The 14,322-nt window shown below is 59.9% G+C and carries 11 protein-coding genes and 1 tRNA gene; 7 read left to right on the top strand and 5 right to left on the bottom strand.

The genetic code is table 11. From position 1 onward, the window contains the following. The first annotated feature begins 61 nt into the window (after positions 1 to 61). Positions 62 to 135, top strand: a tRNA-Ala gene (locus ACP7AJ_RS13445). 68 nt (positions 136 to 203) lie between these two features. Here ACP7AJ_RS13445 and cysK read toward each other — a convergent pair. Further along, positions 204 to 1,127 (bottom strand): cysteine synthase A, encoded by a 924-nt coding sequence (gene cysK / locus ACP7AJ_RS13440; RefSeq protein WP_426060725.1) that lies wholly within the window; start codon positions 1,125 to 1,127, stop codon positions 204 to 206. 108 nt (positions 1,128 to 1,235) lie between these two features. After that, the gene (locus ACP7AJ_RS13435; protein ID WP_426060724.1) at positions 1,236 to 2,069 is read right to left on the bottom strand and encodes a serine O-acetyltransferase; all 834 of its coding nucleotides are present in this window, start codon (positions 2,067 to 2,069) and stop codon (positions 1,236 to 1,238) included. A 181-nt stretch (positions 2,070 to 2,250) separates the two neighbouring features. Between ACP7AJ_RS13435 and ACP7AJ_RS13430 the strand changes: the two genes are divergently transcribed. Then, a complete protein-coding gene (locus tag ACP7AJ_RS13430; RefSeq protein WP_426060723.1) occupies positions 2,251 to 2,592 on the top strand; it encodes a cupin domain-containing protein in 342 nt (113 codons plus the stop codon). A gap of 193 nt (positions 2,593 to 2,785) precedes the next feature. On the opposite strand, the gene ACP7AJ_RS13425 is transcribed toward ACP7AJ_RS13430, so the two are convergent. Both ACP7AJ_RS13425 and ACP7AJ_RS13420 read right to left on the bottom strand, forming a co-directional pair. Further along, positions 2,786 to 4,855 carry a peptidylprolyl isomerase gene (locus ACP7AJ_RS13425; protein ID WP_426060722.1) on the bottom strand — a complete coding sequence of 690 codons (2,070 nt, stop codon included), beginning with the start codon at positions 4,853 to 4,855 and terminating at the stop codon, positions 2,786 to 2,788. Between the two features lie 194 nt (positions 4,856 to 5,049). Further along, on the bottom strand, positions 5,050 to 6,135 hold the full coding sequence (locus ACP7AJ_RS13420) for an MJ1255/VC2487 family glycosyltransferase (RefSeq protein WP_426060721.1): 1,086 nt from the start codon (positions 6,133 to 6,135) through the stop codon (positions 5,050 to 5,052). Positions 6,136 to 6,383: 248 nt separating this feature from the next. Here ACP7AJ_RS13420 and ACP7AJ_RS13415 point away from each other — a divergent pair, with 248 nt between their 5' ends. The 5 genes from ACP7AJ_RS13415 (at position 6,384) to ACP7AJ_RS13395 (ending at position 12,660) form a co-directional block, all read left to right on the top strand. Continuing rightward, positions 6,384 to 7,319: a hypothetical protein gene (locus ACP7AJ_RS13415; RefSeq protein WP_426060720.1), complete on the top strand. Its 936-nt coding sequence runs from the start codon at positions 6,384 to 6,386 to the stop codon at positions 7,317 to 7,319. Between the two features lie 112 nt (positions 7,320 to 7,431). Further along, positions 7,432 to 7,941 carry a nucleoside deaminase gene (locus tag ACP7AJ_RS13410; RefSeq protein ID WP_426060719.1) on the top strand — a complete coding sequence of 170 codons (510 nt, stop codon included), beginning with the start codon at positions 7,432 to 7,434 and terminating at the stop codon, positions 7,939 to 7,941. 153 nt (positions 7,942 to 8,094) lie between these two features. Beyond that, entirely contained in the window at positions 8,095 to 9,618 is a 1,524-nt protein-coding gene (locus ACP7AJ_RS13405; protein ID WP_426060718.1) for an FAD binding domain-containing protein, read from the top strand. Positions 9,619 to 9,698: 80 nt separating this feature from the next. Continuing rightward, on the top strand, positions 9,699 to 12,011 hold the full coding sequence (locus ACP7AJ_RS13400; RefSeq protein ID WP_426060717.1) for a xanthine dehydrogenase molybdopterin binding subunit: 2,313 nt from the start codon (positions 9,699 to 9,701) through the stop codon (positions 12,009 to 12,011). Positions 12,012 to 12,102: 91 nt separating this feature from the next. Further along, positions 12,103 to 12,660, top strand: a complete 558-nt coding sequence (locus ACP7AJ_RS13395; protein WP_426060716.1) for a hypothetical protein — start codon at positions 12,103 to 12,105, stop codon at positions 12,658 to 12,660. A gap of 113 nt (positions 12,661 to 12,773) precedes the next feature. Here ACP7AJ_RS13395 and ACP7AJ_RS13390 read toward each other — a convergent pair whose 3' ends face one another. Beyond that, a complete protein-coding gene (locus ACP7AJ_RS13390; protein WP_426060715.1) occupies positions 12,774 to 14,213 on the bottom strand; it encodes a DUF6986 family protein in 1,440 nt (479 codons plus the stop codon). Between the last annotated feature and the right edge of the window lie 109 nt (positions 14,214 to 14,322).

Below are 14,322 nucleotides of genomic sequence, written 5' to 3'. Positions count from 1 at the left end.
GCAAACCAGCCGTACTTTTGTCGAACCAAAGCGCAATAGGCGCGGCGGCAACCACAAACTCGGGGGATTAGCTCAGCTGGCTAGAGCGCTTGCATGGCATGCAAGAGGTCATCGGTTCGACTCCGATATTCTCCACTGAAGATGTGATAACAAAAAGCCCGACCAGTTTCCTGGTCGGGCTTTTTGTTGTTCTCTGGGCTAGGCTAAACGAACAGCCCCTCAACTGAGAGGTACCGCTCGCCAGTGTCGTAGCAGAAGGTCAGGATGCGGCTGCCTTTGGGCACTTCGGGTAGCTTTTTGGCAATGGCCGCCAGCGAGGCCCCGGAGGAAACCCCGATGAACAGGCCTTCCTCGCGGGCGGCGCGCCGGGTCATGTCGTAGGCTTCCAGGTGCGATACCTGGATGGTGCCGTCGAGGATGTTGGTGTGCAGGTTTTCGGGGATGAAGCCGGCGCCGATGCCCTGGATGGGGTGCGGCCCGGGCGCGCCGCCGCTGATAACGGGCGAGGCCTCCGGCTCTACGGCGAAGGTTTTCATGTTGGGGAATAGGGGCTTGAGCACCTCGGTTACGGCAGTGATATGTCCCCCCGTGCCCACCCCGGTGATGTGAAAATCGAAGCCTTCGGGCGCATCGCGCAGAATTTCCTGGGCCGTGGTTTCGGCGTGGATTTGCAGGTTGGCGGGGTTTGAAAACTGCATCGGCATCCAGGCACCGGGGGTGCTGGCCACAATGTCCTGGGCGCGCTCGATGGCGCCTTTCATGCCTTTCTCACGAGGTGTAAGCTCCAGATTGGCGCCGTAGGCCGCCATCAGGCGACGGCGCTCGATGCTCATGCTTTCGGGCATTACAAGGGTGAGCTTGTAGCCTTTTACGGCGGCCACCAGGGCCAGGCCTACGCCGGTGTTGCCGGAAGTGGGCTCTACAATAAGGCTGTCTTTGGTAAGTATACCGTCCTTCTCGGCCTGCACAATCATGGACAAGGCAATCCGGTCCTTAATGGAGCCGCCGGGATTGGCCCGTTCCAGCTTCACCCATACTTCTACGTCAGGGCGGGTTTCAGCAAAAATTCGGTTGAGGCGCACCAGCGGGGTGTTGCCGATGGTATCGAGGATGGTATTGGCTTTCATTGGGTCGATAAGTGAATTTGTGATTTAGCGAGTTAGCAAATCAGTGGAACAATGATTTGGCGAATGGGAATACCATCAGTCACCAAATTCCTGATTTATTCCTTGCCTTTAAATAGAAAACACCAGCTCAGCGGCTGGGTCTACGTTGCGGGAAATCTGGATGTGGGCGCGGTGGTAGACGCGGGAGTGCGAGGGTACGCTTTCGGTGAGCCACACGTTGCCGCCGATGATGCTGCGGGTTCCAACTACCGTACTGCCGCCCAATATAGTAGCGCCGGCATATATGACCACATGGTCTTCGATGGTAGGATGGCGCTTGGTGCCCTGCAAGCCTTTGGTCACGCTGAGGGCGCCCAGGGTCACGCCTTGATAAATCTGCACGTTGGCCCCGATAATGGCCGTTTCGCCGATAACAATGCCCGTGCCGTGGTCGATGCAAAATGAAGCACCGATTTGCGCTCCGGGGTGAATGTCGATGCCGGTGCGCTGGTGCGCGTATTCGCTCAACAGACGCGGGAGGCGGGGCAAGCCGCGCTGGTGCAGGGCATGCGCCAACCGGTGCAGCGCCGTGGCATAAAACCCCGGGTAGGAGGTAATGATTTCGCCCAGGCCCTGGGCGGCAGGGTCGCCGGCTAGAATGGCGCTGGCGTCGCGTAGCAGGGCCGTGCGCAGGGCGGGTAGCTGGGCCGTAAACTCATCGGCTAGAGCCGGTGCAGGTGCCGGCAGGGAGGGCACTAGAGCCAGCAGCGCTGCCAGCTCGGACCGAAAGTGGTAGAGCTCGGCCGCAACGGCATCGATGGTGGGCAGGGGGCGCTCGGCGCGTTGCGGGAAAAGCAGCGCAAGCAGCCCATCGGCCAGGGCACAGAAGGCGGCACCGGGCAACGCATCGGGCACGGAGGCATGGGCCCGGGCCAGGTCGTCAGCAAAGGAAGAAGGAAGCACGGCGACAGAAAAAAAGGGGTGGTAAGAACTGAGGAATGCAACCGGCTGCGCGGCCGAAGGTTTCGAACAGAAGGGACAACGACTGGGGCAAATCAGCCGTTTAGCTTACGTACCGGGTTGTGACTTTCCAGTTATAATCCGGGCAAGAAAACTCTTCTTTCCTTTCTTTCCAATTAATACCATGTCAGATACCACCATCACCAAAGTTGATTCACGCTTCTCGCCCAAAGGCCAAGACGGCGAAAAGTATTTGGCTTCCGGCAAGCATGTAGCCATGCGCATGTGGGAGAACGAGCAGCCCGGCGAGCCCAAAGAATCGGCGGCCCGTGCTTACGAAACCGTGGGCTACGTACTCAGTGGCCGCGCCGAGCTGCACCTGGCTGGCCAAGTAGTTATCCTGGAGCCGGGCAACTCGTGGGTAGTGCCCAAAGGCGCCGAGCACACCTATAAGATTTTGGAGAGCTTTTCGGCTGTGGAGGCCACTTCGCCCCCAGCACAAGTGCATGGGCGCGACGAGGAATAATGACTTCGTAGAGCAGTAGCTTTAAATTTATCAGGACGTCATAGGAAGCTTATTCAGGCATCCTATGACGTCCTTCTTTATTCAGTCGCCTGTTGCTGCAGTGTTTATGGACCCAAGCACTGCTTGCCGCTGAGTTGGTGGGCAGGGCTGTTAAGTTTTAACGAGGTGGGCCTCGCGCACACTGAACTCTAAATCACGGCGTTTTCACCAACTCTACGCCCAAAATCTGGTCGCCAATTTCGAGCTTATGCACCACGTCAAGGCCACCCACTACCTGGGCAAAAATGGGGTAACGGCCATCGAGGTGCGGGGTCGCGGTGTGATTGATGAAGAACTGGCAGCTCTCCGTGTCTTTGCCGGCCGAGGCAAGCCCCACGCTGCCTTCCTCGTAGTGCAGGTCGCCAAACTCGGACCGCAGGTTGTAGGGCGCGCTGCCGTTGCCATCGCCACGCGGGTCGCCGCCCTGGGCCACGAAGTTGGGGACTACGCGGTGGAAATACAGGTTGTCGTAGAACTTTTGGCTGATGAGCGTTACGAAGCTGGCCACTGCGCCGGGAGCTTCGTTAGGCTTTAACTCCAGCAGAATAATGCCTTTGGAGGTGCGCAGGCGCACCTGCTGGCGGAGCGGCACGCTTTGCACCACCGCCCAGTCGATGGGGTGCTGGCGGGCCGTGGCAATGGGCGCCGGCGTGGGCGCTGGGGCCTTTTCGAGTTTATCCAGTGCTTGCTGAATGCCCTGCCAGGCCTCTATTTCGCGGGGAAGCTGCAGCTTGGCCTGGGCCTCGCGGAGGGCCGCACGATTGGCGGGCGAGGCTTCGGGATATAGCTTGGCATCGGCCATGGCTTCGGCGGCAATGCCAATCAGGGCTACGTCCCCACTGGCCAGGGCCTGGCGCATTAAGGAATCGAAATTACCATGCTCTTCCTTCGGAAAAGCAGGATTACGCCACATGGCCAGAATGGCCGCGTAGCCGTGCCCGGCCACTACCGGACTTTGAGGGTGCGCACTCATTGCCTCTGTAATGAGTAGGTAGCTGGCCTTGCTGGGGTTCTCGCCCAGGGCCTGGAGCTGGTACCCAATTTCGTAATCGGAATGTTTTTTCTGATGCCACTGCCCATCGTGGTAGGCAGCAGCGCTGATGGCCGCTTTATCGGCGGGGCTGGCCGCGCGGATGGCCGCCGCCTGCAGCGTGTAGCGGGCCCGCCAATGCGTGGGACCATCGATTTTATTGGCCAGGGCCAGCAGCGCAGCGGCCGACTCGTTTTGGGCGTGAGCCAGCATCCATTCGGCCGCCGTCAGCGCTACCGCTGCCTGGTCGTGGCTCAGGGCGTACACCACGGCTTTGCGGCTGGCGGGGTAGGCTGCGGCTGCAAAAGGCAAGGCGCGAATGGCACTAAGCCGCACCCGATAGTCGCGGTCCTTAACCGCCAAGCGGGCCAGCACAGTGGCCGGGCCAACCACCGGTTTGGCCGCCGACGCCCTAGCCGGAGCCTTTGGAGCCTTCAGGGCGACGACAGGTGCGGGCAGGCTCGCAATTTTGCCCAGCGTGGACGCCGCGGCGGCTCGTACGGCATAAGACCGGTCTTTCACCGCCACCGCCAGCAAGGTTTCCTGTGCCAGCCGTGCCAGGTCGGCGTCGAGGCCGCGCGTGCGCGACAAGGCCACTACCGCCAAGAGCCGGGCTCGGGCCGGCAACTTGGGCTTGCTGAGCACCAGCACGGTCCGGCGAATGCTCTCGGGCGAGCTAAGGCCGCGCAGAGCGGCCCGGCTTAGTCCCCAGGCCAAGGCCGCGGCCCGGGCCGTATCGTTCAGGATTTCAACCCGCCACAGCTCAGGCAGGCTGCTCCGCGTAACGGTGCGACCTAGGGCCTCGTGCACGTAGCGTCGCACCACGTTATCGGTTTCCAGAAGGGTGCGCACGCGCAGGCTGTCCACGGCGGTGCTGTCACCGGTTTGGCCCAGGGCATAGGCAGCCGCACGTCGCACGCTGGGGTCGGCGTCGCGTAACAGCGGAATCAGGCCCGGCACGGCCGCCGGGGCCTGCACCGAGGCAAAAGCCAGCGCAGCCTCGCGCCGGTAGGTGGGGTTGGCACTGGTCAGAAAGGGCAGCAGCGCGGCGGTGTTGCGCTCATCCTGCGCCGTGCCAATCTGCCGCATGGTAGCGTCGTGGTACTTATTGGCCTGGTCAGCGCTGGGGCGGGGAGTGCGGGCACAGGCAGCCAGCAGGAGCAGCAGCGGCAACAGGCGAAGGGAATGGGTCATTCAGGAAGCTGAGGGGATGAGAGGAAAAGGGCAAACTCCCCTCCTCAGACGAGGAGGGGATGCTGGCGCGCAGCGGCAGCTGGGGTGGTTGCGGCGTTGCACGATGGCAGAACGGCTCGCGGTAAAATCGTTTGTCTATCCTGCAACGACTTTAACCACCCCCGTGCGAACCTGTGGCTCGAACATCTCCCTCCTCAACTGAGGAGGGGCATTTTTTCAGTTTTCGTAGCTAGCAACGCCAACTCCTCATCTAGCTTGGCAAACAGCTCCTGATTGCCGTCTTGCTGATAACCAGACAGGACATTTTCAAAACCGGCCAACTCGTAGAGAAACGCGCGCAAGTTATCGGCCGTGATGGTGGTAAAGTGCCGGCCGTAGCCCATCTGCTCTACTTCAGCGGCGTTGAGCCACTGCTCAAACTGCGCCGGAATTGGGATGGCGCAAATGGGCTTGCGTAGAAACACCGCCTCCGAAATCAGTGAGAAGCCGCCGTTGGTGACCACGGCGCGGCAGCTAGCCAAATCGGCAATAAAGCCGGCTTCGGAGAAGGCCCGCAGCTGCACGTTGCCGTGGCTTTCTTCTTTGTTGAAGCCGTACACGCGGAACTCCTGGTTGGGCAGCTGTTGCAGCAGCGACACCAGGTTTTGCTGCGTGGTGGCCGATTGGTACACCAGTACGTGGCTGCCTTTCGTGGGCATGGCGGCCAGAACCTCGGGCCGAATGATAGGGGGCACCAAGGTGGTATTGGGCTTGCGGAGGGGTAAATTAAAAAACGTAGTAACGAAGTAATGGCGACTGCGTGGCAGCTTGGCGCGCACAATATTTTGAGCCAGATTATAATTACCCCGCTCCGATTTAGGCACTGTTACATCTAATTTTGCTCTACTGATAATCTGCATGTTATCAATGCTAATTATGGGCAATCGTCGCATTTTAGCAAACAGATAACTAAACGATTCGAAATCGGAAATAATTAATTCAGGCTCGAAATCGCAGAGCAATTCCCGGTATTTAGCGAAGTTGGTGCGCAGGTCGTCGGGTGCGGTGCGCAGGGTGAGCACAGCGGTGCGGGCCTTGCTCACGGCCAGACCCCGGTAGGCCAGGTGGAAGCCCCGAATTTCGTGCACCCTGCCCGGAAACGCGGCCGCCAGCATGTGGTAGGCCCGGCTGCTGCTCACTACACATACTTGGTGCCCCTGCGCCAGCAAATGAGCAATAACGACTTTACTGCGGGTGGCGTGGCCTAAGCCCTCGCCGGGCACTCCGTAGAGGATGTTCATTTGAATTGCCGGGAAGTTGCTGGGGCGCGGTAAGCCAGCGGGGGTTTACATTAGGTTTGGGGAGCAAATAACCGAAATTCCGCCATGGGTTCAGCTTATGAGCCGGGCAGTTCTTCCGCCCAGGCTTGCTTAGCAGTGGTGAGCCAGCGCAAATGCGGGCGAACAAGATTCTGGTTTCGGTTGGTGGTTGGCATAGCTGTTTCGGCCGGGTTTTCGTTTTTAGCCGCACACCGCTAACCTTTGCTGTTATGAATAACCTCTTCCTACGCTTTTTCTTTCGGCGTCCGGCCGGCCTTCTGGCGGCTGCCTCCCTCCTGCTGGCTACTTCCTGCACCGCCCCCCGTGCCATTGTGGCCACGGGCAAAGTCACGCCCCAGGGCGAATTCCGAGTGGGCTACAACGCGGGATTCAACGTGGCTACGGCCCCGCTCAGCAAAGCCGGCTCGGCCCTGCGGGACGCTGCCAGCGCGGCCGCTCGCAAAGACACCGTGGGCTACGGCGGTGCCGTCACCAACCTGCAGGCCGCTGCGCTGGCCTATATCCTGGACCCGGTGCAGGCCACGTCCGACTTGAGCATCCGCTACGGCATCGTTCCGCGCATCGACGCAGGCTATAAATACGCGTTTGGTTCGCACGTATTCGATGCGCAGTTCCAGCTGCTGGGCCCCACTGGCTCACCCGAAAATCCGGGCCCGGGAGCCACATCGGGCACTACGTATGCCAGCATCGGCCTGCAGTTTGCCACCCAACGGGCCAAATTGCCCAGCCTGCCCTTTCTCTCGGATATCAACTCGGTGCTGAACTTACGAGCCACGCGCAACGACCTGTTAATACCGCTCATCTTCAGCCAGTCCTTCGGACCCGAAGAACAGATTGGTGCCATCAGCTACGGCGTGGTGTATGCGCACAGCTGGGTAAACTACGGCTTTGCCCCCAACAACGTGTACCTCAACAGGCAGGTAATACCGGCCCTGCCCAATCAAAGCCGGGACTTTTCTTCCTACGGCGGCTTTCTGAACCTGAAGCTGGGCTATCGGTATTTCTATGTAATTCCGGCCGTGTCGCTTTTCTACCAGAATTATGGGGAGTTTGCTTTGCTCAACGGCGCCAGTACCTCCTTCAGCGGCGTCACGGTGGTGCCCTCCCTGGGCTTCCAGCTGCGCCTTCCTAACTTATTTAATTAAGATCTTAGGCTGAAAGCAGTTGGAACTTGGCGAAGACTGTTTTCGGGACCGACTTACCGCAGTTAGGCCAGATGTGGGGCGGAGTGGCGTCCTTTGTCGCCCGTTTTTTTGAATGAATTCTTGTACCGCCACCATCCAAATATTAATGGAAGCTCCCAACCCCGAATTCATGCGCGAAGCCATTCGCCTGTCCATTGAGAAAATGCAGGCCGGGCACGGCGGGCCATTTGGGGCAGTGGTGGTGAAAGACGGCCAAATCATCGCCCGCGGCTTCAACCAGGTCACCAGCACCCACGACCCTACCTGCCACGCCGAAGTTGATGCCATTCGCAAAGCCTGCAAGGAACTCGGCACGTTTCAGCTCGATGGCTGCGACCTTTATACCAGCTGCGAGCCTTGCCCCATGTGCCTGGGTGCCATTTACTGGGCGCGCCCCCGGCGCGTGTTCTACGGCAACACCAAGGCCGATGCCGCCGCCATTGGCTTCGACGACCAGTTTATCTACGAAGAGCTGGACCGCCCCATGGACGCCCGCCGCCTGCCCATGACGCAGCTGCTGCGCGAGGAAGCCTTGGCTGGCTTTCAGGCCTGGGAACGGAAAGAGGGGCGAACGGATTACTAATAAACGAGCGGCATTAAGCTCAAAAGCACGTCATGCTGAGCGCAGCCAAAGCATCTCTACTGCTTCGTTGCGATGATTGGATTACTTACGCGGTAGAGATGCTTCGGCTGCGCTTAGCATGACGTGCTTATTGTATTGAAATGAATTGAATTTATGATTGAGTTTTATCTCAACGACCAGCCCGTAAGCACCAACGAGCCACAGGCCAGCGCGCTGCTCGACTTTGTGCGCTACCACGAGCACCTGACTGGCACCAAAATTGGCTGCCGCGAGGGCGACTGCGGCGCCTGCACCGTGCTAGTAGGCGAGCTGAATGCCGACGGCCAGACGGTGAATTACCAGAGCATGACCAGCTGCCTGACGCCGCTGGGCAACGCCCACGGCAAGCACATCGTGACGGTGGAAGGTATCAACGCGGCAGCCGGCGAGCTTACACCGGTGCAAAAAGCCATTGTGGATGAAGGCGGCTCGCAGTGCGGATTTTGCACGGTAGGCTTCGTGATGTCGCTCACCGGTCACAGCCTGAGTGACAAGCCTGCCACTGAGAAAAGCACCATTGCGGCCATCGATGGCAACATCTGCCGCTGCACGGGCTACAAATCGTTGGAGCGTGCCGCGGCCACCCTCACCGCGCAGCTGGCCAACCGACCCACCCAGAATGCAGTGGCCTGGCTCAGCGAGCAACAGTACGTGCCCGCTTACTTCCAGGCGATGCCCGCCAAGCTGGCGGCCTTGCGGACCAAAAACAATGGTACTCAAGCGGCTGAAGTGACGGAAGTACCAGCATCCAACGAAACAGCTGTTTCTACCTCGCACCGCGGTCACGCCCAAAGCCAGAACGGCCACACGTCCAGAGCCACCAATGCTTTCGCGCATCCGCTGCTGGGCGGTGGCACCGACCTGCTGGTGCAACGCCTCGAAGAGCTCCGCGAGCAGTCTGTGCGCTTGGTATTTGACCAAACCGGGCAGCGTGGCATCCGGCAGGGAGTGGCCGGCCGGATGGTGCTGGGTGCTGCCACCACGGCCAGTCACCTGCTGGAGTCGGACCTGATGTGCAACTTGCTGCCGCAGTTGCCGCATTACCTCAAATTGGTTTCGAGCACCCCCATTCGGAACATGGGCACCGTGGCAGGCAACTTCATCAACGCCTCCCCCATTGGTGACCTAACCATTATGTTCCTGGCGCTGGGCGCCTACATCACGTTGGCCGACCCCGCCGGAAATACCCGGGAGCTGGCCCTGCCCGACCTCTACCTCGGCTACAAAAAGCTGGCGAAAACGCCCGAAGAGCAGGTTACGGAAATTAGTTTTCCTACTCCTTTTCCGCGCGACCATTTCAACTTTGAAAAAGTGTCGAAGCGCACGCACCTGGACATTGCCAGTGTGAACTCGGCGGCCTGGCTGCGCATGGACGGCGACTCCATTCAGGCGGCGCGGGTTTCGGCCGGCGGCGTGGGGCCCGTGCCGTTGTACCTGGCACGCACCAGCGAGTTTCTGGTGGGCCGCGAGCTGACGGCCGAAACGGTGGCGGCAGCGAATGAGGTAATGCAAGGTGAAATCAGCCCGATTTCGGACGTGCGCGGCACGGCCGAATACAAGCGCCTGCTGTTGCGGCAGTTGCTGCTGGCGCACTTTCTGAAGTTTGCGCCGTCGATGACGTTGGGCGAATTAATTTAAGTGAATCAAATTGGCCGTCATGCAGAGCGCAGCGAAGCATGACGGCCAAGAATAATTCGGCTACTTAGCCAGCCAACTACATGAACCACCTCGACCCTCAACGCCACGTGCGCGGCGAATCGCAGTATCTCGACGACGTGCCCACCCAGCAGGGCACATTGTACGCGGCCGTGTTTGAAAGTCCGCTGGCGCACGGCAAGCTGCTTAACCTGGATTTGAGCGCGGCGCTGGCTGCGCCGGGCGTGGTGCGCATCCTCACGGCCGAGGACATTCCGGGTTACAACCAAATCGGAGGCATTGTGCCCGATGAGCCGCTGCTCGCCGAGGGCCATGTGCATTTCAGGGGCCAGCCGCTGGCACTGGTGTTAGCGCGCCATGAGCACCAGGCGCACGCCGCGCTCAAGCTCATCAAGGTTGAGCTTGACCCGCTGCCCATCATCACCGACCCGCGGGTAGCTGCCGCGCAAGGCGAACTGATTGTGCCGCCACGCACCTTTAAAATAGGTGATTCTGGAGCGGCCTGGGCCTCGTGCGCGCATGTGTTTGAGGGCGTAGCCGAGTCGGGTGGGCAGGAGCATTTGTACATCGAAACGCAGGGTGCTTATGCCTTCCCGACCGAAATGGGCGGCGTGCGCGTTATCTCATCCACCCAAGGGCCTACGGCGGTGCAGCGCCACACGGCGCACGTGCTGGGCCTGGGCATGCACCGGGTGGAGGTCGACGTGACCCGCCTCGGTGGCGGTTTTGGGGGCAAAGAGGACCAGGCCACACCGTGGGGGGCCTTGGCAGCTCTAGGGGCTTTTGTGACTAAGAAACCAGTGAAGCTGGTGCTCGACCGCATGGCCGACATGCGCATGACCGGCAAGCGCCACCCCTACTCGTCCGACTTCAAAATCGGTTTCGATGAGCACCTGAAAATCGTAGCCTACGAAGTCACCTTCTTTCAGAACGCGGGCGCTGCCGCCGACCTCTCGCCGGCCGTGATGGAGCGCACGCTGTTCCACGCCACCAACTCCTACTTCGTACCCAATGTGACGGCTACGGCTTTTAGCTGCCGCACCAACTTGCCGCCCAACACGGCCTTCCGGGGATTCGGCGGGCCGCAGGGCATGTTTGTCATTGAGTCGGCCATTGCCAAAGCGGCAGAAGAATTAGGCATTCCTGCCTGCGAGATTCAGCGCAAAAACTTGCTGCGCGAGAACGACTTGTTTTCCTACCGCCAGCCCGCCGAAATGTGCCACGCCGAGCAAGCCTGGGACACGGCCGCCCAGCAGTATGACTTGGCCAGTTTGCGGGCTGAGGTGGAGCAATTCAATCAACAGAACAAGCTGTTCAAAAAAGGCTTTGCGGTGATGCCCATCTGTTTCGGCATTTCCTTCACCAAAACGCCCATGAACCAGGCCCGGGCGCTGGTGCACATCTACTCTGATGGCTCAGTGGGCATCAGCACCGGCGCGGTGGAGATGGGCCAGGGCGTGAACACCAAAATTGCCAGCGTAGCGGCCCGCACCCTGGGCATTTCCATCAACCGCGTGAAGGTGGAAAGCACCAACACCACCCGCGTGGCCAACACTTCCCCCAGCGCCGCGAGCGCCACCGCCGACCTCAACGGCAAAGCCACCGAAATGGCCTGCGCGGCCCTGCGCGAACGGCTCCTGCGCCACGCCGAAGTAGAATACACGCTCAACTACGAAGGCATTGAAATAAAGGGGGAGGAAGTGCTGGCGGCTGGCATTCCCACCGAAACCAACTGGGAGAAGCTGGTGTCCTCCGCCTTTTGGAAGCGGGTGTGCCTCACTGAAAACGCGCATTACGCCACGCCCGACCTGCACTTCGACGCCACGACGAATACCGGTCACCCCTTTGCCTACCACGTCTACGGCACGGCCTTCACCACCGTCACCGTCGACTGCCTGCGCGGCACCTACACCGTGGACGCCATGCGCATTGCCCACGATTTCGGCCAGAGCTTCAACGAGGTGATTGACCGCGGGCAAATTGAAGGCGGCGCCGTGCAGGGCATCGGCTGGATGACCATGGAAGAAATTGCCTACAACGAAGAAGGCCGCCTGCTTAGTAACTCGCTCAACAGCTACAAAATCCCGGACATCTACGCCGCGCCCAAGGTGCTCGACGTGCACTTTCTTGACACGCCCGGCCACCCCAAAGCCATCCTGCGGTCCAAAGCCGTGGGCGAGCCGCCGCTCATGTACGGCATCGGCACCTACTTCGCGCTGCGCGGCGCTGTGCGGGCGTTTCAGCCGGAGGTGCAGCTGCCTTTCTCTGCGCCAATGACGCCGGAAAAGGTGCTAAAGGGGCTGTATCCGGAGTTTTTAGCCAACAGGAATACCTGGATTTCAACAGCTACCGCTGTTACCTCCGCTTCATTTTAGTTGGACTAACAATTGGCTTGTTCACCAACTACGGCGCAACCTTTGGCCGAAGGTGCCGGTCAAGGCTTCACACCCCTATTTTCAAATTGCTATGTACCGCCTCTGCTTGTTCGCTGCCACGCTGCTTTGTGGGCTTTCGCTCGCTGCGTGCAGCAATAAGGATGTTTCTCCCAATGACCGGCCACGCTGCTGGAGCTACGTGCTAGGTGACCTGGCCATCGGCGTCAAGTCGGAAGTGGGAGCAGCCCAAGTATTTGCACTGGCCAATTCGCTGAATTTTCGTGTCGATAATATGAGTGGCTTCTTCTACGTATCGGGCCTACCCACTGACAGCCTAGCGTACGTCAAGCGCGTGCTATTGAGCAAGCCTTACCTGAACACGCGAGGGTTTACGAGCGGCAACGTCAGTATACATTCTGCTGACCAAAGAATCCACGTTGTCGACAAGCTGTTCGACATGACCCCAACGAATCAAGCCGATTGGCTACAAACCCTGCAAGTGCTCCAACTTACTGACGAAGCCCGCTGCCAAGGCTGCAAAGCTGTAATGCTTAAAGTGCCAGCGGGCTCTGAGCGGCACTGGGTATCGGAGCTTGCCAATAACCCACTCATTCATTGGACCGAGTTGAATTGCATACGTCGTATGTAATACCCAGCTGCATTAAGCACCTAGCTACAGGTTCTCACGGGAACACCGTTAAAAGCCGCGGCTGTTGAATCCATAATTTCGGCAGCCGCGGCTTTTAACGGTGCTTCCATTTTTTAGTCTATTGCCTGCTTGCGCCGCCCTTCCAGTATGCGGAAGAACGAGCGAGTGTTGATTTCATCCCGCGTGAGGCCCGTAGCTTCGATTTCCTCCTCCGAAATGGCGCCGCAGTTCAGGGCTTTCAGGAAGAAGTTGAGCAGACCTTGGCCGGTGGCGGCGTCGTCGAAAATATCGCCGGTGAGGGTGGAAATGGCGGCCCGCTCCACGAAGGTGCGCAGGCGGTTCACGGCGTCGTCGTAGCTGCTCAGGAAAAAGTTGTAGGTGGCCGCGTAGCGCATCGGCAGCTGCGCGGGGTTCAGGTCCCAGCCTTGGTACATGCCGTTTATCAGCGAGTGTGTGGTGTGGTGGTAGGCCTGGCGCCAGGCATTGTGCACCGATTCCTGGTTTTCGCGCAGCTGGGCAAACGTCAGGTTGTCGCCACGGTGCGGGCCGATGGGCATAACGTTGGTAGCACCATCGGACAGGAAGATGCCGGTGCCGCCGAGCGCCACCTTGGTCATGTGGTGGGCGAAGTCGCACACGGGGTGCGCCATGGTTTGGTACTTAGCCGTGATGCCGCAGCTGGCGGTGTAGTCGTAGGTGCCGAAGTGCGCGGCAATGCAACGTCCCTCGCTGGCCCGGATGATGCGCATGAGGGGGTTGCGCCCCTCCTCGTCCATAATAATTTGAGTGGCCTCCACCATGGTCTCCATTTTGAGGGCACCGGGGGCGAGGCCGTTGGCCTTTTCCAGCAGCTCAAACAGGCGCACCATCGTCGTCATCTGCTCTGGGATGGTCACCTTGGGCAGCATCACCACGAAATTATCGGGGAGCTTGCCGCCGGTTTCGGCCAGCAGCGTGGTCAGGAAAATATCGAGCGTGCGCACGCCGCGTGCCTTCATGTCCTCGGTAAAGGGCTTGATGCGGATGCCGATGAACGGCGAGAGCGTGCCCTGCTGCATGCCCTTGGCTACTTCCTTGGCGGCACGCACGGCGGTTTCGTCTTCCTCGGCATCGGGGCGGTTGCCAAAGCCGTCTTCAAAGTCCACGCGGAAGTCTTCCACGGCTTCGCGCTTCAGCTTCTGCACAATCTTGTTGTAAACCGAATAAGCCAGCCAGGCGGGCTCCTGCTTGCGCTCGTCGGGCGTCATGGCGTCGAGGCGAGCGGTGAGGGCGGCGATGTCGGCGGCCAGGGTGGGCAGGTGCTCGTAGTTTTTGAGCTGCAGCACGCGGGCCAGCTCCACGAAGTTGGGGGCGTAAGTCTGCAGGTTGTTGAGGGCGATGTCGCCCATGCGCACGCAGGTATCGGCCTTGAAGAGGTTGGCGCCGCCATACACGGTGTGCACGGGCTGGCGGTCGGGTTTATCGCCGGGGTAAGTTTGCTGAAAGCGCAGGTTGGCCTCGCCTAATTGGTCGAGCAGGGCGGCTTTATCGGAATCTGGTAAGCTGAGTTTCATTGTGGGAATTTAGGATGTAGAGACGCGACAATTCGCGTCTTGGCGTTGAACGGTGGGATGCGAACGAATTCTCAACGGCGCGGACGCCGAGACGCGAAGTGTCGCGTCT

Source organism: Hymenobacter sp. B1770, from assembly GCF_049896385.1.
Lineage (GTDB): Bacteria > Bacteroidota > Bacteroidia > Cytophagales > Hymenobacteraceae > Hymenobacter.
This window is presented reverse-complemented; position numbering and strand designations above follow the sequence as displayed.